This window comes from Amycolatopsis sp. NPDC004368, assembly GCF_053602515.1.
Genome location: NZ_JBSGDT010000001.1, coordinates 558706 through 578911, shown reverse-complemented (window position 1 = coordinate 578911; position 20206 = coordinate 558706). Strand labels below are relative to the sequence as shown.

Here is a 20206-nt window from a genome sequence, read left to right as displayed (position 1 = left end):
TCGCCGCGAGTGTGGGCCCGGTTACTACTTGATGAACCCCTTGTCCAGCATCCACTGGTGCGCCACCACGCCGGCGTCCTTGCCGTCGACGTCCACCTGCTTGCACAGCTGCACCATCTGCTCGTTGTCGATCGCCGCGGTCACCTTCTCCAGGGGCCCGCGCAGCGCGGGGTGCTGGTCGAGGAAGTCCGTGCGCATGGTCACGGCGGCGTTGTACTGCGGGAACGCCTTCTTGTCGTCCTCCAGCACCCGCAGGTTGAGCCCGGAGATGCGCCCGTCGGTGGTGAACACCTCGCCGATCGGGCACGTCCCGTTGGCCACGGCCGAGTAGATCGTGCCGATGCCGAAGTTCTCGATCTTCGGGTTCTGGAAGCCGTACGCCTTGACCGCGGCCGGGAAACCGTCCTGGCGGCTGGTGAACTCCGTCTCCAGGCAGAAGCGCGCCTGGTCGGGATGCGTCTTGAGGAAGTTCGCCAGGTCGGTCGTGGACTTCAGGTTGTTCTTCTGCGCATACGCCTCGGTGGTGGCGAACGCGTACTGGTCGTTGAGCGGCGAGTACTTCAGCCACGTGACGCCGTTCTTCTCGGCGTCGGCCTTCGCCGTGGCGTCGTACTGCGCCTGCTCGCCGCCGGGCACCGGCAGCTCGTTGCCCTGGTAGTTGATCCAGCCGGTGCCGGTGTACTCCCACGTGACGTCGGTCTGCCCGTTGAGCAGCGCCTGGCGCGACGAGTTCGACCCCTTGATGTCGGTCAGGTCCACGACGTCGGCGCCGGCGGCGCTCAGCGCCATCTCCGCCATGTAGCCCAGGATGATGTTCTCGGTGAAGTCCTTCGATCCCACCACCACCCGCACGCCCTGTACGCCGGGCGTCGGCTGGATGGAACCGGGTTGGATCGAGTACGGCACGGAGGTGTTCAGGTCGAGCCCGCACGCCGAGAGCGTCCCGGCGAGCAGCGCGGCACCGGCGAGGACACCCGCTTTCTTCAGGACGTTCATCAGCGCAGCCCCTTCGGTCCGAAGTACTGTTCCGCCACCGCGCCCAGCCAGTCGACCAGCAGCGCGAGCGCGACGGCCAGCACCGAACCGGTGATCAGCACCTTCGTGAGGTTGAGCTTGTAGCCGGTGTCGATCAGCAGGCCGAAACCGCCGGCGTTGACGAACATCCCGAACGTCGCCGTGCCCACCGCGAGCACGAGCGACGTGCGCAGACCGGCCAGGATCAGCGGGATCGCCAGCGGGAACTCCACCCGCCACAGCACGGCCGACGACGACATCCCGATGCCGCGCCCGGCGTCGATCAGCGCCGGATCCACCTGCTGCAGGCCCACCATCGTGTTCCGCAGCACGGGCAGCAGCGAGTAGAACGCCAGCGGCAGCGCCGCGACCCACAGCCCGCCGGCCGCGCCGGTGACGATGAACCACAGCACCAGCACACCCAGCGCGGGCGCGGCTTGCCCGACGTTGGCGATCGCGAGGAACACGGGCGCGAGGAACTTCGCCCACGGCCGCGTGACCATGACGCCGAGCGGCACGGCCACGAGCACCACGAGCACCACGACGACCAGCGTCATCGCCACGTGGTCACGCAGGGCGGTGAGCAGCGAAGTGGCGTTCAGCGTGGTCGCCTCGGTGGCGGTGAGGCCGGTGCCGAACACGATGCCGAGCGTGATCGCGACCAGCAGGACCACGGCGATGGGCTGGGCGAACAGCCGGAACCGCTCCGCGCCGCGAGAGCCGGATTCGGTGGAAAAGCCCGATTCGACGACGGCTGTCACTGCGACACACCCCCGACCGCCTGGTGATCGTCGGTGTGGTCGTCGGCGTGCTCGTCACGCAGCTGCTGGATCGTGTTGATCACGGTGTCCAGCTCGATCGTCCCGGCGAACTCGCCCCGCGGGCCGGTGACCGGCACCGAACCGCCCTCGGCGAGCATCGCCTCGAGCGCGTCCTGCAGCGTCGACTGCAGGCTCACGATGTCGCGCAGCGGCTTTCCCGCCGTGGCCAGCGAGCTCGCCGCGGTGAGCTCGCGCCGGTGCACCCACCGCAGCGGACGCCGGCGGCGGTCGAGCACGAGCACGAAGTGCTTGCGCTGCCGGTCGAGCTTGCCGGCGATCTCCGACGGCGCCTCGTCGAGGCCCGCGGTGATCGCGTCCTGCTTCAGCTCGACGTCGCGCACGCGCATGAGCGTGAGCTGCTTGAGCGAAGCACCGGCACCGACGAAGCCCGCGACGGTGTCGTCGGCCGGGTTGGCGAGGATCGCGTCCGGGGTGTCGTACTGCAGGATCTTCGACTGGTTGCCGAGCACGGCGATCTTGTCGCCGAGCTTCACGGCCTCGTCGAAGTCGTGCGTGACGAACACGATCGTCTTCTTGAGGTCGGTCTGCAGCCGCAGGAGCTCGTCCTGCAGGTTGCCGCGCGTGATGGGGTCGACGGCGCCGAACGGCTCGTCCATCAGCAGCACCGGCGGGTCGGCCGCGAGCGCGCGGGCCACGCCGACGCGCTGCTGCTGGCCACCGGAGAGCTGGCGCGGGAAGCGGTCGCGGAAGTCGGCCGGGTCGAGGCCGACCAGGTCCATCATCTCCTCGACGCGCGAGGCGACCTTCTTCTTGTCCCAGCCGAGCAGGCCCGGCACCACGCCGATGTTCTGCGCCACGGTGAAGTGCGGGAACAGCCCGGCCTGCTGGATCGCGTAGCCGATGCGGCGGCGCAGCGTGTCGACGTCGAGCTTCAGCGCGTCGTCGCCGCCGATGGTGATGCGCCCCGACGTCGGTTCGATCAAGCGGTTGATCATCCGCATCGTGGTGGTCTTGCCGCAGCCCGACGGGCCCACGAACACCACGATCTTGCCGGCGGGCACGACCATGGAGAAGTCGTCCACGGCGGGATCGCGCGTGCCCGAATAGCGCTTGGTGACGTGGTCCAGCTCGATCTCGACACCGGAAACCTGGTCTTCGACGGCGCGGTCTTCAGCAGCGTGCTCAGCCACGGAGCCCCCTCGTTACGGTCAATCGCTTGATCAGGACGTAGATGGCGTCGAGCACGAGCGCGAGGATCACGACGCCGACGGTGCCCGTGAGGGCCTGGTTGAGGGAGTTGGCGCTGCCCGCGTTGGTGAGGCCCGAGAAGACCTCCGACCCCAGGCCGGGGCCCTTCGCGTAGGCCGCGATCACCGCGATGCCCATCAGCATCTGCGTCGCGACCCGCATGCCGGTGAGGATCGCGGGCCAGGCCAGCCGCAGCTCCACGCGCGTGAGCACGGAGAACCGGCTCATGCCGATACCCCGCGCCGCGTCGGTCACGGCCGGGTCGACGCCCGCGAGGCCGACGATCGTGTTGCGCACGATCGGCAGCAGGCCGTAGAGCACCAGCACGATCACCGAGGTGGTGGAACCGAGGCCGGACAGCGGGATCAGCAACCCGAGGAGGGCGAACGAGGGAACGGTCAGGATCGTGCTGGCCAGCGCCGTGGCGACGGCCGAGCCGATGGGACTGCGGTACACGGCGATGCCGATCGCCACCCCCAGCACGGCGGCGAGGATCGTGCATTGCACGACCATGCTCGTGTGCAGGTACGCCTGCAGCCACAACCGGTCCCACCGGTCCGAGATGTACTCGAAGAGGTTCATGCGTATTCGTTCTCCTGCCGCTTGTGAGGAGCCCCAGACGTCACCCGTTCGGAGTAGCTCATCAACCGGAAGCGTGACTACCCGAATCGGACGCGGATCAAACCTCCTGTTTCACCGTTGGTCAGGCCACCGTTTCGCATCCTGAGACGATCGGCAACCGAAGCAAGTGGCCTCGCCGGGCGGTCGTCACCCGATCGCAACGCTCCTGCCAGCATCTACTTGAACGTTCATTGAGAAAGTGTTCACACACCGAACCCCTTCGGTCACCCGCCGGAATCCCGATAAGCTGCCTCGGTGAGCACCCGGCCCCGGCACCGCAGCGCACTCGCCGCTGCCCGCGGCGGGCTGCTCGCGATCAGTTCCGCGTCACTCGCGGTGACCGCGCACGGCGTCGCCGACGGCGGGCTGCCCGACCCGGCGCTCACGGTGCTGCTCACCGGCCTGCTCGGCTGGACGGCCACCGCGCTCGCGGACAAGGCCCGCGGCCGGCTCGCGACGATCGCCGTGCTCGGCGCCGGCCAGCTGGTCATGCACCTCGTGCTCACCACGCTCGCCGACCACGACGGCCACCCGGCCACCGCGTGGGCGAGCGGTTGGACGATGACCGCCGCGCACGCCGTGGCCACCCTGATCACCGCGCTGCTGCTGGCCCGTGCCGATGCGTTGCTGCTGGCCGTGCTGCACGCGCTGCGAGCGGTCCTGCCGCTCCTCACGCCACCACTGCCCGTGCCCGCCGGCGCGGCGGTGGCGCTCCCGCCTCGACCCGCGCGGTCGGTGGCGATCCTCGACGTCGAGCTGCGGCGCGTCCGCGGCCGGCGCGGGCCACCCGCTGCCTCCTGAACCAGATTTCCCTTTTCCCGCACCGGTGGAGACCGCCAAAGCGCTCCACCGGATCACCCCTGTTCAGGAGCAGTTGTGTCCCATCACGTCTTCAAGCGCGCCGGTGTGCTCGCCGCCACCGTCGGCATCACCGGCGTGCTCGGCGCCGGCATCGCGTCGGCCCACGTCACCGCCAACGTCTACGGCGCTCCCGCGACCAAGGGCGGCTACGGCGCGATCTTCTTCCGCGTTCCCAACGAGGACGCGAAGCTCGGCACCATCAAGCTCGAGGTGGACATCAAGCCGGAGTACGGCATCGGCAGCGTGAGCACCAAGCCCATCCCCGGCTGGACCGCGGAGGTCACCAAGTCGGCGCTGCCCCACCCGGTGACCACCGCGTCGGGCACGAAGATCACCCAGGCGGTCACCAAGGTCGTCTGGACCGCCGACTCCGGCACCAAGATCGGGCAGAACCAGTTCCAGGAGTTCGAGGTCAGCGCCGGCCCGCTGCCGGCGAACGTGGACCAGCTCGAGTTCCCCGCCATCCAGACCTACGAGGCGGGCAAAGTGGTGTCGTGGAACGAGTCGGCGACGCCCGGCGGTGAGGAGCCGGAGCACCCGGCGCCCGTCGTCAAGCTCGCCGCCAAGACCGAAGGCGGCGACCACGCCAGCATGACGGCCAGCACCAGCAACCCCGAAGCCGCGGCCCCCGCATCGGAGGACACCACGGCCCGCTGGCTCGGCGGCGCCGGGCTGATCGTGGGCGCGCTCGGGCTCGGCATCGGCGGCGGCGCGATCCTGCGCTCCCGTCGCACCGGAAACACCGGAGGAACGAAGTAAATGCGGAAAGCGCTTCTCGCGCTGGCGATCACCGGGGTGGCCCTGCTGGGCACGGCCACCCCGGCGCTGGCGCACAACGTGCTGATCGGCTCCGACCCGACGGACGGCGCCTCACTCGCCGCCGGTCCGGCGAAGGTCACGCTGACGTTCGACCAGTACGTGCAGGACGGTGACGTCAACCAGATCGCGGTGACCGGCCCCGACGGGAACCAGTGGGCCGAGGGCCCGGTGACCGTGGAGAACAACGTGATCAGCGCACCGCTGCGGCCGCTCGGCCCGGCGGGCAAGTACACGGTCGGCTACCGGATCCTGTCGGCCGACGGGCACCCGGTGTCGGGCGAGATCCCGTTCACGCTCACCACGGCGGGCACCGGCACCCCGGCGAAGGTCGACGCGGCCAAGGCCGCCGGGGCACCCGCCTCGGCGGCCACGAGCTCGACGTCGAGCTCGACGGGCATCCCGATCTGGGTCTGGATCGCCGGTGCGGTGGTGCTGCTCGCGATCGGGCTCACCGTCGCGCTGCGCACCGGACGGGAGCCGAGCCAGGAGAAGACGAAGCAGTGACACGAGCCGAGACCACCAGAGGCGTCCGCTGGTCCACGCTGCTGTGCGTGGTCACGGCGGGCCTGCTGGGCGCGCTGATCGGCGTCGCCCTGACGACGATCGCCCCCGTGCCGGGGGTCGTCGAGCCCAGCGAGGTGGTCTCGGCCGCCATCCCGATCGTGCGCGTGCTGATGGACCTGGCCGCGGTCGCCACGATCGGGCTGGGGCTGCTTTCGGTGATGGTCGGCTACGACCGGCCGAAGCTCACCGAGCCGATCATGCAGCGGGCGCGCCCGGCCGCGGTCGCGGCCGCGCTGATCTGGTCGGCCACGTCCGTGGTCGCGCTGATCCTGCAGACGGCGGAGTACAAGCCGGGCAAGTCGACGCTGACCGCGAGCGACATCGGCGCGTACATCGCGGAGGTCGGCGCGGGCAAGGCGCTCGTGATCGTCGCGGTGCTGGCACTGCTGCACGCCGGCCTCGGCTTCCTCGCGCTGCGCCAGGGCGAGAAGGTGCCCGCCGAGGTGCGCGTGGGCGTGGGCATGTTCGCGCTGCTCCCGCTGCCGGTGACCGGCCACGCGTCGAACTCGTCGTGGCACGACTACACGATGATCTCGATGGAGCTGCATGTGATGAGCGCCGTCGCGTGGTGCGGTGGTCTCGGCGCGATGATCGTGCTGCTCGCCACCAACCGCACGCTGCTGGCCCACGCGCTGCCGCGGTTTTCGAAGCTGGCAACGCTGTGCCTGGTCATCTCCGCGGTGACCGGCGTGTTCAACGGCACCGTCGAGATCCTGGCCAACCCCACGATCAGCTTCTGGGCCGGGGTGTTCACCACGCCGTACGGGCAGCTGGTGCTGCTGAAGATCGCGTGCACCGGGGCGATCGCGCTGCTCGCGGCCAACCTGCGCTGGCGGTTGATGCCGCAGATCATGCGCCACCACCGCACGGCGCTGGTGTCCTGGGCGACGATCGAGCTCACGGTCATGGGGCTGGCGTTCGGGTTCGCGGTGGTCCTGACGCGGGCGCCGGTCGCGGTCTCCTGACCGTTTTCACGCCGGGTAGCTGCAAGTTGCACTGCGGGACTAGCAGTCCTCCGTCCGAGGCGACCTGCCGGGCCGAATTCTCTACTCGGACGAGCACCTGGTCAGCCCCCGACGGGCAAGCGACGAGCGGTCATTCGCAGTCGTCGAATGCACGTGCATCGGCTCACTCTTGTGACTCAGCGCACTCACCTCCGCTCACCGGTAGCGGGTCCAGCGGGCGTCGGTGCGCCCGTGGCGCAGATCGTCGAGGCGCTGGTGCAGCTCGGCTCTGACCTGCGGGTTGCTGCGCAGGATCGGCAACACGCTGGTGGTGAGCTTGAGCTCCCGCACGGCTCGCAGCACGGAGAACCCCGGCCAAGCGGTCACGTCGAAGCCGTAGGCCCGGCAGAACTCCTGGTATGCGCCCGGTGCGTCCCCGAACCGCTCACGGCCGACGGCCAGCGGCGTGAGGTCCCACTCGGGCGGCCCGACGCACGAGGAGTCGAAGTCGCACAGCACCGGACCGTCGGGGCCGGGGATCATGTTGCCGGGGTACGCGTCGCCGTGGACGAAGCCCCTGGCCAGCGGGAACTCCAGCTCCGCCAGCTGGGCCTCGACGGCCGCGCAGCGCTCCAGCAGGAACGCGCGGTCGCCGTCGGACAGCTCCTCCGCATCGGACACCCGGGCGCGCACCGCGGCGAACGGCGCCCACTCGGCCAGCCCCTCGGGCGGCGGCAGCGCGTGGACGCGGCGCAGCAGCCCGGCCAGGTCGGCGGGGGTCGGCGCGGGCCCGACGGCCGGCACCTCGTGCCACGCCGTGACCAGGTGCGACCCGGCGGAAAGCGGCTGGTCCACGCCTTCCAGCAGGCGGATCGCGGGGATGCCGTGGCGCGCGAAGTGCTCTGCGACGCGCACGACCGTGCCGACCCGGTGGCGCAGCCGCGTGGAACCGACGATCCGCACCACGATCGGGGCCGTGGCCAGCGCGTACACGGCGTTGTTGGTGAAGCGCAGCAACCGCGCGCCGGCCGGGTTCAGGCCCAGCTGCGCGCAGGCGTCGGCCAGCGCGCCCCGCAGCTTCTCGGGTGTGAACCGGCCGGCAGCCTCAGGCGGCGTAGAAGATCTTGAGCCGGTCGGCGAGGTCACGGGCGTCACCGTTGTTGCGCCGACGCTCTGCCTCCACCTGCAGCGGACGCAGGCGGTCCTTGATGCGCTCCGACTTGATGCTCTCGGCGTAGTCGATGGCCTTGCCGCCCACCTTGGCGCCGTGGTCGAGGTCGCCGTCGAGCAGGTGGTTGGTGGCCAGCGCGCTGAGCATGAACGTCTTGCTGCGCGCCATGTCCTCGGTGTAGGAGTCGACGGCCCTGGTCAGGGCGGGAATCGCGTACTTGGTGTGCTCGGGGTTCTTCTGCGCCAGCACGGTGTGCACGGTGCCCGTCATCGCGTAGACGTCGGTCTCGTTGAAGAACTTCACCCACGACTCGGCGTTGACGATGTCGGCACGCGCGAACTCGTCCTTGCTGCGGCCCAGCAGCTTCGTGGCCTGGTCCTCGTTGCCCATCATCGCGTAAGCCCAGGCCTCGTTGGCGCACAGCACCGCGACGGCGAGCTCCGAACCCGATTCCTGCGCGGCGATCTGGCCGAGCTGGAAGAGCTTCAGCGCGTCGTTGGGGGCGTCGTTGTGCAGGTAGACGCGGCCCATGCGGTAGAGCACGTTGGCCACGAGCGGGTGGCTGTCACCCTGTTTGGCCAGGTCCAGCGCGTTGGCGAAGTGCCCGCGGGCCGAGTCCATCAGGCCGGTGTCGAACGACGTCCAGCCGGCGAGGCTGTGCAGGTCGGCGAGCGCCACGAACAGGCGCTGCTTCACCGCTTCCGTCGCGCTGCTCTCGAGCATCTGCTGGCCCCAGGACAGCTGGGCCACCACGGCGTCGCGGCAGAAACCGCCGCCGTACTGGTAGTCGAGCGCACGCAGCGCTCGCGTCGCCGCCTCCACCTGGCGGACGTCGGTCGTGCCGATGCGCCCGGGCGCGGGGGTCCGGGCCGGCGCCGCCGACCACGTCCCGGATTCCTGACCGAACACCGCCGCACCCATCGTGACCTGGGCGGCGTGCGCGAGGAACCTCCGTCGCTTCACGGACTCGTCCTCCTCAGCCTGCCGGCCGTCGGACGAACCGACGACCCGTATCGCCGTGGTCTCGTCGTACGCGAGACCCATGTATCCACGGGGGACACCCAGGCCATCGGCGATTCTCGTGAGGACGTCGTAGGCCATGACCTGGCGACCCTTGAGGATCTCCGACACCTCGGACTGCGACTGGCCGGTCATCGCGGCGATCTGGCGCTGCGAGACACCGTGCTTGCGCAACAGGCGGTACACCGCGCTGATCTCCCGGGCCGCCAGCGCAGCGCGCATTTCCTGCTGTTCCCAGGCATCGGGCGGGACCGGGCTGCCGCCGGAACCACCGGAAACCTTGTCGCCAGCACTGGCGTCCATAACGACCCCTCACCGTCCGTTGGGCGTCGGAAGCAGACTAAGCACACCTGGAGAAGCGTGTGAAACGAGCAGACAGTGTGTCTGATCGGCCCGGCTGAACTCCACTGACCGCTTACCGTGGAACCCCGCCCGGTCACCGCTATGACGCGGTTTCGACCTTCTATCGCACTCGGTTTCACTTCACTGTAGTTGTCAGATCTCCGTCACCGCCCGGACACCGGTAGCGATCACGGAGAGCTACGAAGACCGGGAAGCTCGTCGGTCCCGCTGGGGGGAAGTACTTCCGCCGGCCGGGGATTCGCCGGCCGACCGGAGCAGCAAGGCGACGACGCGGATGTGCATCTCGCAAGGTGCACACGGGACGAGAGAGCGGTGGAGGGCCAGTGGAGTTCGTTGACTCGCTCGCAGGAGGACATGCCGGGACCGCGATGCGGCCTCTGCGGCCCGCCCCGGGCGTGCCGGGAGTCGCGACCGCGACCCGGCCGGTCACCCCCTCCGCCGCGGCCGACCCCCGCACCGCGGGTGTGCGTCACTACGAAGGCGGCCAGCTGGTGTGGCGCGTGCAGTGCGGCGACCTCATCAGCCGGGAGCGCGCGGTCACGGTGTTCGTGGAGAACGACCAGGTCGTGGTCGTCTCGCCCCCCGGCGAGACCGCTCGCCTGACGTCCGGTCAGCTCGGCCAGCTCAGGGCCGCGCTTAACGAGGCCGCCAAAATGGCGGAAAGGTAACGGTGAGCTGATCATGGATCAGGTACTCGGGCAGGTCCTCCGCAACGCGGTCTGGGAACGCCTCGACATGCTGTCCGACCTGGCGACCCGCGCCGACGCCCAGTCGCTCGTCTCGGTGGCCCGCTCCGAACTGCCGCGCCTGACCGAAGGCTGGCGGGCGATGCTGCAGGCCCACGAGCCCGACGAGCGCGGCGACTGCCCCACTTGCTCCACCCGGTGGCACCGCTGCAAGGCGCCGTGCTCGGTGTGGCAGGTGGCCCACGAGCACCTCGTCGCCGGCGGCCTCGCACCGCAGGCCCGTGCGCACGACGAGAGCCACCCGAGCCGTCGCCGCGTGCCGAACCAGGCGCGGCGCGCGACGCCCGCCGAAACCACCGGCCGCCACGCGCTGGTGAACCCCCGGGCCGTCACGGCCTGACCCCGAGCAGGCGAGCGAGCGCCGGGCCCGACTGCCCCGGTCGGCCCGGCACCGGCACCCTCGCCCAGCCGCGGGCTGGTTCGTCCGTCCCCCCGAGCGAGACGAACCAGCCCCGGTTACCCCGCTCCCCACCGCGATTAATCGAAAATTATCACCGCAGGATCTAGCGGACGGCGAAATCCGCCGCTAGGTTGAAGATCATCGCAGCCGGGCCAACGCCCAGGCTACGACCACAAACTCCGCGGGCCGGTGCCGTTGCACTCCCCTCCCCCGACCGGCACCGGCCCGCGGTTCCACTTCTCGTAGTTCGCGGTTTGTCGGATTACCACACGCGATTACCAATCGGACCAAAAGAAGGCGGGCACTCAACCGCACGGTCCCCGCGGCACGCGACCCTTCCCACCGTGACTGTGGTCGGTTTGGTAATAATCGACACGGACTTCGTGATTCTTCGCCGACTTGTCAGCGGACGGCTTTGACTCGCGTGACGAGCAGGCCAGCGATCACGGTCGCCAGGGCCGCCGCACCGAACAGCGCCGGGTAGCCGCCGAGGAACCTGAGGATCAGCGTCGTCAGCAGTGGCGCCACGACCTGCGGCAGCGAACCGGCGATGTTCACCACGCCGAGGTCCTTCGCCCGGTTCTGGGCGACCGGCAGCACCTGCGTGAGCATCGCGAGCGCGACGGCCATGTACACGCCGAACCCGATGCCCAGCAGCGGCGACGCGATCAGCGCGGCCGGCCAGGTCTGCCACACCACCAGCAGCAGCGCGGCGATCGCCATCACGGCCGAGGACGCGAGCACGTACGGCTTGCGCCGGCCCGACTTGTCGGAGAAGTGCCCGGCGAGCACGGCGCCGACCACGAGCGCCACGCCGTAGAGGCCCATCATGATCAGCAGGCCGTCTTCCGGGTCGGCGTAGTGTACGGAGTCCTTGAGGAAGAACAGCAGGAAAAGCGTGCCGAACGCGTTGCCGAGGTTGATCATGAAGTGGCAGCCCCAGGCCCACGCGAAGTCCGGGTGCTTGCGCGGAGACACCCACAGGTCCTCGACGAACCGCTTGAGCCTCGTGCTGGGCCGGAACTCCAGCGGCAAGCGGGCGTCGGGGGTCCGCAGCACGAACGCGCCGGCGCCGGCGAGCACGATCACCGCGCACACCGCGTACCCCAGCGGCAGACCCGCCAGGTCGAGCATCACCACGACCACCACGGCACCGAGCACCGTGCCGAGCATCTGCGCGATGCCGATCAGCCCTCCGACCTGCGCCCGCTGGCCGACGGGCACGCGGTCGGCGACGCCGCAGATGAGCGTGGCGCCGAGCATGCCGTTGAGGCCGGCTTGGACCAGGCACCAACCGATGGTCATCACGACGACGTTGGGTGCTTCGGCCAGCACCAGCAGCCCGGCCGCGCCGAGCACCGCGCCGAGGACCGTCCACGGGTGGCGGCGGCCGAAGCGCGAGATCGTGCGGTCGGAAAGCAGGCCGACGAGCGGGTTCGCGACCAGCGCCACCGCCGCGCCGACACCTGTGACCACGCCGAAAACCGTCTCCTTGTTGGCGTTGTCGAGCAGTTCGGCCTGCTGCGGCAGGAGGACCTGGATCGGGGCGTAAATGCCGAGCCACATGGCAATGTTCGCGAAGAACAGCAGGCTCATCCAGCCCCGCCGCACTCGGGTGAGCGGTTCGGCGAGCGCTTCCGGAAGCCGGTTGGTGGTCGTGTCACTCATGGCGGACCAGCTCTCGGTACCAGGAGAAGGAATCCTTGGGCGTGCGGCGCTGAGTCTCGTAGTCCACGTGCACGAGGCCGAAGCGGGATGCGTAGCCCTTGGACCACTCGAAGTTGTCTAGCAGCGACCAGACGAAGTAGCCGCGCACGTCGACACCGGCGTTCATCGCTTCGCGCAGGGCCTGGAGGTGGCCGCGGAGGAAGTCGATGCGTTCGGGGTCGTGGACCTGGCCGTCTGCGGCGGGTTCGTCGGCGAAGCTGCAGCCGTTTTCCGTGATGTACACGGGCGGCAAGTGCCCCCGATAGCGGTCCTGGAAGGACAGCAGCAGCTCGCGCAGGCCTTGGGGCACGATCGGCGAGCCGTTGGTCGTCATCGGATAACCCTCGACCGGCCGCAGCTCGAACGGAAGGGGATTCCCCTCGCCGGGTGCCGCGACGCCCTGGGGCTCGTAGTAGTTGACGCCGTAGAAGTCGAGCGGCTGGTGGACCGTGGGCAGGTCGTTTTCGAAACCTTCGGGCAGGTGGGGGTGGATCTGTTCGGGGTAGCTGCCGAGCAGAACCGGGTCGGCGAACGTGCGGTTGAGCAGGGCGTCGAGCCAGGTCTTGGCGGCTTCGGCCTTGTCGTTGGTGGCGTTGTTGTCCGCGGCCCAGACGGGCGAGTGGTTGTTCGCCGTGCCGACGCTCTCGGCGCCCGCGGCCCGCAGCGCCTGGGTGGCGAGGCCGTGGGCGAGGTTCTGGTGGTGGGCGGTCGGGAGGGCGTCGAGCAGGAGGAACCGGCCGGGGGCGTACTCGCCGATGCCGTAGCCGTAGATCGACATGACCATGGGCTCGTTGAGCGGGATCCACAGCTTCACCCGGTCGGCGAAGCGCTCGCCGAGGATGGCCGCGTACTCGGCGAAGTGGTGCGCGGTGTCGCGGTTGAGCCAGCCGCCCGCGTCTTCCAGCGCCTGGGGTGTGTCCCAGTGGTAGAGCGTGACGGCGGGCGCGATACCGGCGGCGCAGACTTCGTCGAGGAGCTTGTCGTAGAAGGCGAGACCCTCGGCGTGGGGTTTGCCGGTGCCGGTGGGCTGGATGCGCGGCCAGGCGATGGACATCCGGTAGGCGCCCACGCCGAGTTCCGCCATCAGGGCGATGTCTTCGGAGTAGCGGTGGTAGTGGTCCGCCGCTACCTTGGCGTCCTCACCGCGCGCGATCTTGCCGTCGGTCGCGGTGAAGGTGTCCCAGATGGACGGTCCGCGGCCGGCTTCGGTCGTGGCGCCTTCGATCTGGAACGCCGAGGTCGAGACACCCCACAGGAATTCGGGCGGGAAGGTCGGGTAGTCCACCGGCGGAACGCACCTTTCTCATCCGGCCACCCGGTCGGGTGAACATGAAAAGTTCTCATATGCTAGGTCGTCACTCGTCCAGGGGGAAGCCCGCAAGGGCGCTAAAGTCCCAGATCAGACGAGTGGTTCCGCCGCTGCCGGCGGGAGAACAGCGAGAAGGACCGAGGAACGACAGTGCCGGAGACCCAGGCGGAGACCACTCCGCTGAGGCGCAAGCCCGTGCAGCAGCGCAGCGCCAAGCGGGTGGAGCAGATGCTCGACGCCAGCGCGCAGCTCATCGACGAGCTCGGCTACGACGCCCTGACGACCACGCTGATCGCCAAACGCGCGAACGTCGCGGTGGGCTCGCTGTACCAGTTCTTCCCCGACAAGCGGGCCGTGGTGCAAGCGCTGACGCAGCGCAACCTGGAGCGCTTCGTGGCCGCCGTGAACGAGGGGCTGAAGGAGCTCAACCCCGAGCACTGGTGGAACATCGTCGACTCCGTGCTCGACATCTACCTGCAGATGCACCGTGAAGTGCCGGGCTTCTCGAAGGTCCACTTCGGTGACGTCATCGACGTCCAGCTGCTCGACGAGGAGCGCGACAACAACTCCGTCATCGTCGACTCGCTGGTCGACATCCTGCGCGTGCAGGTCGACCGCCCGGCCGACGAGCTGCGCTTCGCCATCGCGATCGCCAACGAAACCGCCGACGCCCTGCTCAAGCTCGCCTTCCGCCGCGACCCCCAGGGCGACGAGCGCATCGTGGCGGAGGCCAAGCACGTGGTGAAGGGCTACCTGGCGAGCAAGTTCGGCGAGTGATGGCTTGCCGCTTGCCTGAACCACTTCAGTTTCGGCGCGAGCGGGGTGGGGGCGGCCCAGCCGTTGACGGTGGCGAGTAGCTCCAGGTAGCGGTCGCGGCTCGGGTCGTCGGCTTCTTGGAGGCGCGTGAGGTCTGCTTTCGTGGGGTTGATCTTTTCGACGGCTTTCGCGCCTGCGGGGCCGCGGGGGTCGCCTTCGTGGTCGAGCTCGGCGACCCTGGCCGTGACGTCCTTGGTTGCGGTGTGTCTCTCGGCAAGCCGGCGCAGGCGGGTGCGGAACTCGGGATCGCTCGTGAGCCGGGTGAGCTCGGCCCAGGCGCCGACCTGGTCGGGCGTGGGGTCGTCGGGGAGCTCGGGGGTGAGAGTGCGTTCGAGGCCGTTCGTTCGCGGCCTCAGCTCGCTGAAGACGGCGTCGAGGAATTCACGGATCAGGTTGCGCCGCTCTTTTGTGGACAAGCTCTTCAGCTCCTTCGGTTCCAGACCTCGCCGCGCGATCGCGCGCAAGATTTCCTGGCGCATCCTGAGTTCCTTGATCTGGCTCTCGATCCGCTCCACCTCCCGCCCCGCCACCTCGGCCAGCTCGGCCTCCCGCTCGAGGACGGCGCGGATCGTCCGGATACCGAGGCCGAGCTCGCGGAGGATCTTGATCAGGCTGAGCCTGGCCGCTGCGGCCGCGCCGTACTGCCGCCTGCCCGCGGCATCCCGCCCGGCCGTGGGGACGAGGCCGATGTCGGAGTAGTACCGGACGGCCTTGACACTCAGCCCGGCTTGGCGGGCGAGATCGCCGATCGGCAGGGCTGGGTCGTTTTCCATGGGGCGAGCATGCCTGCTCCCCCTGTGGGAGCCGCAAGTCTCAGGGGTTGTCCACAGGAGTTGTCCACAACTCGGGTCCGCTGTGGACAACTCGGGCGATTTGGCTTCCGCTCGATCTTGAGCCGGTAGAATGGGGTCGGGGCGTCCCCCCGTGGTGGGCGGGGGTTTGTCTCCGTCGGGGTTGGCCCAGGGGCAGCGTTGATCGGTTGCTGAGGCTTGGTTGAGGTCTCGTACGCGGTGGCGGGAGAAGGTCTCGCGCGCGTTGGCGAGGGGTAAGTGCTGTTGCAGGCGATCGTCGCTGGGCGGGGCAGTGCAGTGTGGTCTCGACGAATGAGCCGATTCCTGAAGCCGAACCCGTCTCCGCTGGGATCAGCGGCTGAAGGCGGGCCGGTCAGTCAGAGTCAGGCGGGTCGGAGATTCCCGGCCGTCGGTGGTGCGGGTGGTCAGGGTGATCGTGTCGCCGGGGTTGTGGCGGCGCAGGGTGCTCAGGAAGTCCTCCGGGCTGCGGGTGGGGCGGCCGTCGGCGGTGAGGATGAGGTCGCCGGGGCGGAGGCCGGCCGTGGCGGCGGGGCCGGAGGGGGCGGTGGCGGTGATGATGACGCCGTCGGTGGTCGGGAGGTGGAGCTGGGCGGCGACCTGGGGGGTGATCGCGGACGGTTCGAGGCCGGCGTAGGCGTGTTGGGCGCGGCCGGTGGTGCGCAGCTGTTCGGCGACGTCGGAGGCGGTGGCGGCGGGGATCGCGAAGCCGAGGGAGACGGCGCCGGCCTGGGGTGGGATGTAGGCCTCGCTGATGCCGATCACGTCGCCCCGGGAGTCGACGACGGCGCCGCCGCTGTTGCCCGGGCTGATGGCGGCGTCGGTCTGGAGCAGGTCGACCAGGGCCTGGGTCTCGGAGGCGCTGCCGGGGATCTCGCGGTGCAGCCCGGAGACCACCCCCGCGGTGACGCTGTTCTCGAAGCCCAGCGGACTGCCGATCACAATCGCGAGCGAGCCGATCTCGGGCAGCTTGGGCTGGAACCGCACGGCGGGCAGGTCGCGGCGGTCGGTCTGCAGCAGCGCGAGGTCGGTCACGGCGTCGACGGCTCTGATCGTGGCGGGGTAGCGCCGCCCGTCGGCGAAGGCGAGCTGGACCGACGGGGCGCCGCGGACGACGTGTTCGTTGGTGAGGATCAGGCCGTCGGCGGAGTAGACGACGCCGCTGCCGTTGCCGCCGGGGGTGAGGACCTTGACGACGCTGGGGAGCACCCGGGCCGAGACGGCCGGTACGTCCGCGAGGTTGCCGGTGCCGATCTGCGCGGCGGGCGGCGCCGGACCGGCGGTGCAGGCGGTGGCCGCGAGCAGCGCCACCAGTACGCCTGCCCGCCGCGATCGCATCGTGGCGTGCTTGAAGTGCACGGCGCGCTTCCCCGATCCGTCGATGTGCGGTGACATGAGCAGATCGGATTGTCGGCCGGGTTCGCCGCGGCGGTCTTCATCCGCGCCGGGTGAGGTATGTCAGCCGAAGTTCTTGTGTTCACCGCGGTACGTCGGCACGGTGCGGTCGAGCTGGTCGCCGCGCAGGAGGTGGTAGGCGTCGAAGCGTTCGGCGAGCTCGCCGGCCTTGGCGTGGCGGAGCCAGACGCGGTCGCCCAGCCGAAGGTCGCGCGCGGCGGCGCCGGTCACGGGGGTTTGGACCTCCCCGGCACCTTCGAAACCGAGGAGCTTGAGGCCCGCCGGAAGGTAGGGCGAAGGGACGCGGGAGGCGCCCGCCGGTCCGGAGGCGATGTAGCCGCCGGCGAACAGCGTGGCGACGTCGCGGGCCGGGCGGCGGACCACCGGCAGGGCGAACAGCGCGGCCGGGCGCGGGTGGAAGCGGGAGTAGCCGTCGAACAACGTCGGCGCGACCAGGCCCGAGCCGGCGGCGATTTCGGTGACGGCGGGTTCCGCGCCGGTCGTTTCGATGCTGCCGGTGCCGCCGCCGTTCACGAACTCCAGGTCGGCGAGGTCACGGACGGCGCGGACCACCGCACCGCGGCGGCGCGAGATCTCGGCGGCCGAGCGGCGCTGCATCCAGCCGATCACGGAGTTCGAGACGCCGCCGCCGGCCGCGTCGCCGAGGCCCGCGATCTGGCCTTCGTAGGCCATCAGTCCTTTCAGGACGAAGCCGGGGCGGTCCGCGATCACGCGGGCGAACGACACCGCTTGTTTCACGGTGAACAACGGCGAACGCCGCGTGCCGACGTGGACGCCGGGCAGCGGTCGCCACGACGCGTCGAGCTCCAGGCACACGCGGATGTCCGGGTGGCCATGGCCGAGCGCGGCGTCGACGAGGTCCAGGTGCTCGGGCGAGTCGACCATGATCGTGATGGCCGCACGAGCTTCCGCCGACGCGGCGAGGCGGCGCAGTGCCTCGTGGTCGGCCGTCGGGTAGGCCACGACGATGTCGCGCGTGGTCCCCTGTTCGACGTGCCACACGGCCTCGGCGAGCGAGTAGCACATCAAGCCCTCGAAGCCGTCGCGGGAAAGCACGCGCTCCAGCAGGTAGCGGCACCGCACCGACTTGCTGACCACCCGGATCGGCTTTCCGCCGGCACGACGCAGGAGGTCGTCGGCGTTCGCGTCGAACGCGTCCAGGTCGACGATCGCGAAGGGCGGATCGAGGTCCTTCGTCGCGAGGTCGTAGCCGTTCGGAGAGGTGGTCACGGACTTACGGTACGACAACAACGCTTGAAACGCGAATCTCATTCACTTACTGTTCCACCATCTAACGTAAGGACACTCTGTTCAGCGACGACAAGGTGCACGCATGACTCCGTGGAGCAACTGGGCCGGCACCGCGAAGGCCTCCCCGCAGCGGGTGCACCGGCCCAGGACCACGACCGAGATCGCCGAAGTCGTCAGCACCATCTCCGAAGCCGGCCGCCAGGTGCGGCCCTGGGGCAGCGGACACTCGTTCACCGCCATCGCCGTCGCGGAGAGCGACGCACTCGACCTCACCCGCTGGACCGGGATCGAGAGCGCCGACCTCGAAACCCACCAGGTGACCGTGCGCGCCGGCACCACGATCAAGCAGCTCAACGCCGAGCTCGACGCCCTCGGTCTCGCCATGACGAATCTCGGCGACATCGACGCACAGACCATCGCCGGCGCGATTTCCACCGGCACCCACGGCACGGGCGCACGCTTCGGCGGCATCGCCACGCAGATCGCCGGCCTGCAGCTCGTGCTCGCCGACGGCTCCGTGGTCACCTGCTCCGCCGACGAACGCCCGGACCTGTTCAACGCTGCCCGCGTCGGCCTCGGGGCCCTCGGCGTGATCACCACCGTCACCCTGCAGTGTGAACCTTCGTTCGTGTTGGCCGCGCAGGAACGCCCCGAGCCGCTGGAGCAGGTGCTCGAAGGTTTCGACGAGTTCGCCGCCGCGTGTGACCACTTCGAGTTCTACTGGTTCCCCTACGGCAAGAACGCCCTGGTCAAGCGCAACAACCGCCAGCCCCTCGGCACCGAACGCAAGCCGCTTTCGAAGCTGCGCCAGTTCGTGGACTACGAGCTCACGGAGAACGTCGCGTTCGGCGGCATCTGCCGGCTCGGCCGCGCTGTGCCGAAGCTCGTGCAGCCGCTCGGCGGGTTCGCGGCGCAGGTGCTCTCCGCGCGCGACTACAGCGACCTCTCGCACCGCGTGTTCGTAACGCACCGCGGCGTGCGGTTCGTCGAGACAGAATACGCGGTTCCACGTGAATCACTGCTCGACGTGCTCGCCGAGCTGCGGGCGCTCGTGCCGCGCCTCGAGAACCCGGTGATGTTCCCGGTCGAGGTGCGCGTGGCCGCGGCCGACGACGTCTGGCTCTCCACCGCGAACGGCCGAGACTCGGCCTACATCGCGATCCACCAGTACGTCGGCATGCCCTACCGCGAGTACTTCGCGGGCTTCGAGGCGATCTGCGCCCAGGTCGGCGGCCGCCCGCACTGGGGCAAGATGCACGACCTCGACTCCCACACCCTGCGCACGCGCTACCCGCACTTCGACGATTTCCTGCGCGTGCGCAAGGCGTGCGACCCGGCCGGGACGTTCACGAACACGTACCTCGACCGGGTCCTCGGCACCGTTTAGGCCGGTTCGAACAGCGAGCTGACCGATTCACCGTTGTGGATGCGGCGCATCGCTTCGGCCATCGCCGGCGCGATCGACAGGATCTTCAGCTTGTCGCTGCGTTCCTCGACCGCGACCGGCACGGTGTTGGTGCAGACGATCTCCAGCACGTCTTCCTGGCTGCCGATGCGGTTGATCGCCTTGTCCGCGAACAACCCGTGGGTACAGGCGACGCGGATCGTGCGCGGCTTCAGCTCACGCAGCCGGTCGAGCAGCTCCAGCACGGTGCTGCCGCGCGCGATTTCGTCGTCGAGCACGATCACGTCGCGGCCGGTGATGTCACCGATCACCGACGTGATCTCCACGCGGTCGTCGGCGTAGCGCTGCTTCGTGCCCGAAGCGACGCGCGCGCCGAGAAGTCGCGCGAAGTGCGCCGCTTCCTTCGCGTTGCCCAGGTCGGGCGATACGACGGTGGCGTTGGACAGGTCGTACTGGCGGAAGTGGCGGGCCAGCTCGTGCAGCGCGTGCAGGTGGTCGACGGGCACCGAGAAGAAGCCGTGGACCTGCGGCGAGTGCAGCGTCATCGCGAGCACGCGGTCGGCCCCGGCCGTGACCATGAGGTCGGCCACGAGCCGGCCGCCGATGGAGATGCGCGGCGCGTCCTTCTTGTCCGAGCGCGCGTACGCGTAGTGCGGCATCACCGCGGTGATGCGCGCGGCCGACGCGCCACGTGCGGCGTCGAGCATCAGCAGCAGCTCGACGAGGTGTTCCTGCACCGGCTTCACCAGTGGCTGGATGATGAAGACGTCGCGCTCGCGGCAGTTGGCCTGCAGCTGCACCTGGAGGCAGTCGTTGGCGAAGCGGTCGACCTGCGTCGGCAGCAGCGGCACGCCGAGGTGGGTGCAGATCTCCGCTGCCAGTTCGGGATGAGCACTGCCGCTGAAAACCGCGATGTCCCGCAAGGAAACAATCCCCGTCT

At 69.6% G+C, this 20206-nt stretch carries 20 protein-coding genes; 8 read left to right on the top strand and 12 right to left on the bottom strand.

What is annotated here, in order from left to right; genetic code table 11:
- Positions 1–24 precede the first annotated feature (24 nt).
- Genes ACWEOE_RS02660 through ACWEOE_RS02645 form a run of 4 tightly spaced genes read right to left on the bottom strand, consistent with a single transcriptional unit; the run spans position 25 to position 3626 of the window.
- The gene (locus tag ACWEOE_RS02660) at positions 25–996 is read right to left on the bottom strand and encodes a glycine betaine ABC transporter substrate-binding protein (protein WP_452002882.1); all 972 of its coding nucleotides are present in this window, start codon (positions 994–996) and stop codon (positions 25–27) included.
- Entirely contained in the window at positions 996–1775 is a 780-nt protein-coding gene (locus ACWEOE_RS02655) for an ABC transporter permease (protein ID WP_452002880.1), read from the bottom strand. The genes ACWEOE_RS02660 and ACWEOE_RS02655 overlap by 1 nt, the downstream gene beginning before the upstream one ends.
- The gene (locus tag ACWEOE_RS02650) at positions 1772–2986 is read right to left on the bottom strand and encodes an ATP-binding cassette domain-containing protein (RefSeq protein ID WP_452002879.1); all 1215 of its coding nucleotides are present in this window, start codon (positions 2984–2986) and stop codon (positions 1772–1774) included. Before ACWEOE_RS02650 ends, ACWEOE_RS02655 begins: the two co-directional genes overlap by 4 nt.
- Positions 2979–3626 (bottom strand): ABC transporter permease, encoded by a 648-nt coding sequence (locus ACWEOE_RS02645; protein ID WP_452002876.1) that lies wholly within the window; start codon positions 3624–3626, stop codon positions 2979–2981. Before ACWEOE_RS02645 ends, ACWEOE_RS02650 begins: the two co-directional genes overlap by 8 nt.
- Before the next feature lie 345 nt (positions 3627–3971).
- On the opposite strand from ACWEOE_RS02645, the gene ACWEOE_RS02640 reads away from it, so the two are divergent.
- From ACWEOE_RS02640 to ACWEOE_RS02625, 4 genes are all read left to right on the top strand, one after another.
- Entirely contained in the window at positions 3972–4466 is a 495-nt protein-coding gene (locus ACWEOE_RS02640; RefSeq protein WP_452003352.1) for a hypothetical protein, read from the top strand.
- 75 nt (positions 4467–4541) lie between these two features.
- Complete coding sequence (locus tag ACWEOE_RS02635; RefSeq protein ID WP_452002874.1) at positions 4542–5285, top strand: YcnI family copper-binding membrane protein; 744 nt, start codon at positions 4542–4544, stop codon at positions 5283–5285.
- Positions 5286–5849 (top strand): copper resistance CopC family protein, encoded by a 564-nt coding sequence (locus ACWEOE_RS02630; protein ID WP_452002872.1) that lies wholly within the window; start codon positions 5286–5288, stop codon positions 5847–5849. It begins immediately after the preceding gene.
- Positions 5846–6874, top strand: coding sequence for a copper resistance D family protein (locus tag ACWEOE_RS02625; RefSeq protein ID WP_452002870.1), 1029 nt, complete (start codon positions 5846–5848; stop codon positions 6872–6874). Before ACWEOE_RS02630 ends, ACWEOE_RS02625 begins: the two co-directional genes overlap by 4 nt.
- Before the next feature lie 195 nt (positions 6875–7069).
- Here ACWEOE_RS02625 and ACWEOE_RS02620 read toward each other — a convergent pair whose 3' ends face one another.
- Both ACWEOE_RS02620 and ACWEOE_RS02615 read right to left on the bottom strand, forming a co-directional pair.
- Positions 7070–7999, bottom strand: coding sequence for a phosphotransferase family protein (locus ACWEOE_RS02620; RefSeq protein WP_452002867.1), 930 nt, complete (start codon positions 7997–7999; stop codon positions 7070–7072).
- On the bottom strand, positions 7959–9347 hold the full coding sequence (locus ACWEOE_RS02615; RefSeq protein WP_452002863.1) for a helix-turn-helix domain-containing protein: 1389 nt from the start codon (positions 9345–9347) through the stop codon (positions 7959–7961). The genes ACWEOE_RS02620 and ACWEOE_RS02615 overlap by 41 nt, the downstream gene beginning before the upstream one ends.
- A gap of 383 nt (positions 9348–9730) precedes the next feature.
- Between ACWEOE_RS02615 and ACWEOE_RS02610 the strand changes: the two genes are divergently transcribed.
- Positions 9731–10075: a hypothetical protein gene (locus ACWEOE_RS02610; protein ID WP_285971254.1), complete on the top strand. Its 345-nt coding sequence runs from the start codon at positions 9731–9733 to the stop codon at positions 10073–10075.
- A 13-nt stretch (positions 10076–10088) separates the two neighbouring features.
- Positions 10089–10493, top strand: a complete 405-nt coding sequence (locus ACWEOE_RS02605; RefSeq protein ID WP_452002860.1) for a hypothetical protein — start codon at positions 10089–10091, stop codon at positions 10491–10493.
- Between the two features lie 462 nt (positions 10494–10955).
- On the opposite strand, the gene ACWEOE_RS02600 is transcribed toward ACWEOE_RS02605, so the two are convergent.
- Together ACWEOE_RS02600 and ACWEOE_RS02595 are read right to left on the bottom strand one after the other, a co-directional pair.
- Positions 10956–12221 carry an MFS transporter gene (locus ACWEOE_RS02600; protein ID WP_452002858.1) on the bottom strand — a complete coding sequence of 422 codons (1266 nt, stop codon included), beginning with the start codon at positions 12219–12221 and terminating at the stop codon, positions 10956–10958.
- Complete coding sequence (locus ACWEOE_RS02595; protein WP_452002855.1) at positions 12214–13545, bottom strand: GH1 family beta-glucosidase; 1332 nt, start codon at positions 13543–13545, stop codon at positions 12214–12216. Before ACWEOE_RS02595 ends, ACWEOE_RS02600 begins: the two co-directional genes overlap by 8 nt.
- Before the next feature lie 174 nt (positions 13546–13719).
- Between ACWEOE_RS02595 and ACWEOE_RS02590 the strand changes: the two genes are divergently transcribed.
- The gene (locus ACWEOE_RS02590; RefSeq protein ID WP_452002853.1) at positions 13720–14346 is read left to right on the top strand and encodes a TetR family transcriptional regulator; all 627 of its coding nucleotides are present in this window, start codon (positions 13720–13722) and stop codon (positions 14344–14346) included.
- Here ACWEOE_RS02590 and ACWEOE_RS02585 read toward each other — a convergent pair.
- From ACWEOE_RS02585 to ACWEOE_RS02575, 3 genes are all read right to left on the bottom strand, one after another.
- Positions 14319–15158, bottom strand: a complete 840-nt coding sequence (locus ACWEOE_RS02585) for a MerR family transcriptional regulator (protein ID WP_452002851.1) — start codon at positions 15156–15158, stop codon at positions 14319–14321. The genes ACWEOE_RS02590 and ACWEOE_RS02585 overlap by 28 nt on opposite strands.
- A 369-nt stretch (positions 15159–15527) precedes the next feature.
- Positions 15528–16589: a S1C family serine protease gene (locus ACWEOE_RS02580; protein WP_452002849.1), complete on the bottom strand. Its 1062-nt coding sequence runs from the start codon at positions 16587–16589 to the stop codon at positions 15528–15530.
- 63 nt (positions 16590–16652) lie between these two features.
- Positions 16653–17882, bottom strand: a complete 1230-nt coding sequence (locus ACWEOE_RS02575; protein ID WP_452002847.1) for an amino acid deaminase/aldolase — start codon at positions 17880–17882, stop codon at positions 16653–16655.
- Positions 17883–17943: 61 nt separating this feature from the next.
- On the opposite strand from ACWEOE_RS02575, the gene ACWEOE_RS02570 reads away from it, so the two are divergent.
- A complete protein-coding gene (locus ACWEOE_RS02570; RefSeq protein ID WP_452002844.1) occupies positions 17944–19248 on the top strand; it encodes a D-arabinono-1,4-lactone oxidase in 1305 nt (434 codons plus the stop codon).
- Here the strand turns inward: ACWEOE_RS02570 and ACWEOE_RS02565 are convergent.
- Positions 19245–20189: a ribose-phosphate diphosphokinase gene (locus tag ACWEOE_RS02565; protein WP_452002841.1), complete on the bottom strand. Its 945-nt coding sequence runs from the start codon at positions 20187–20189 to the stop codon at positions 19245–19247. The genes ACWEOE_RS02570 and ACWEOE_RS02565 overlap by 4 nt on opposite strands.
- Between the last annotated feature and the right edge of the window lie 17 nt (positions 20190–20206).

Bases quoted from the DNA above. Each gene is read 5' to 3' on its own strand.
- ACWEOE_RS02570 (WP_452002844.1), top strand. From the start codon at position 17,944: ATGACTCCGTGGAGCAACTGGGCCGGCACCGCGAAGGCCTCCCCGCAG.
- ACWEOE_RS02630 (WP_452002872.1), top strand. From the start codon at position 5,286: ATGCGGAAAGCGCTTCTCGCGCTGGCGATCACCGGGGTGGCCCTGCTG.
- ACWEOE_RS02660 (WP_452002882.1), bottom strand. From the start codon at position 996: ATGAACGTCCTGAAGAAAGCGGGTGTCCTCGCCGGTGCCGCGCTGCTC.
- ACWEOE_RS02580 (WP_452002849.1), bottom strand. From the start codon at position 16,589: ATGTCACCGCACATCGACGGATCGGGGAAGCGCGCCGTGCACTTCAAG.
- ACWEOE_RS02575 (WP_452002847.1), bottom strand. From the start codon at position 17,882: ATGAGATTCGCGTTTCAAGCGTTGTTGTCGTACCGTAAGTCCGTGACC.
- ACWEOE_RS02615 (WP_452002863.1), bottom strand. From the start codon at position 9,347: ATGGACGCCAGTGCTGGCGACAAGGTTTCCGGTGGTTCCGGCGGCAGC.
- ACWEOE_RS02645 (WP_452002876.1), bottom strand. From the start codon at position 3,626: ATGAACCTCTTCGAGTACATCTCGGACCGGTGGGACCGGTTGTGGCTG.
- ACWEOE_RS02600 (WP_452002858.1), bottom strand. From the start codon at position 12,221: ATGAGTGACACGACCACCAACCGGCTTCCGGAAGCGCTCGCCGAACCG.
- ACWEOE_RS02605 (WP_452002860.1), top strand. From the start codon at position 10,089: ATGGATCAGGTACTCGGGCAGGTCCTCCGCAACGCGGTCTGGGAACGC.
- ACWEOE_RS02585 (WP_452002851.1), bottom strand. From the start codon at position 15,158: ATGGAAAACGACCCAGCCCTGCCGATCGGCGATCTCGCCCGCCAAGCC.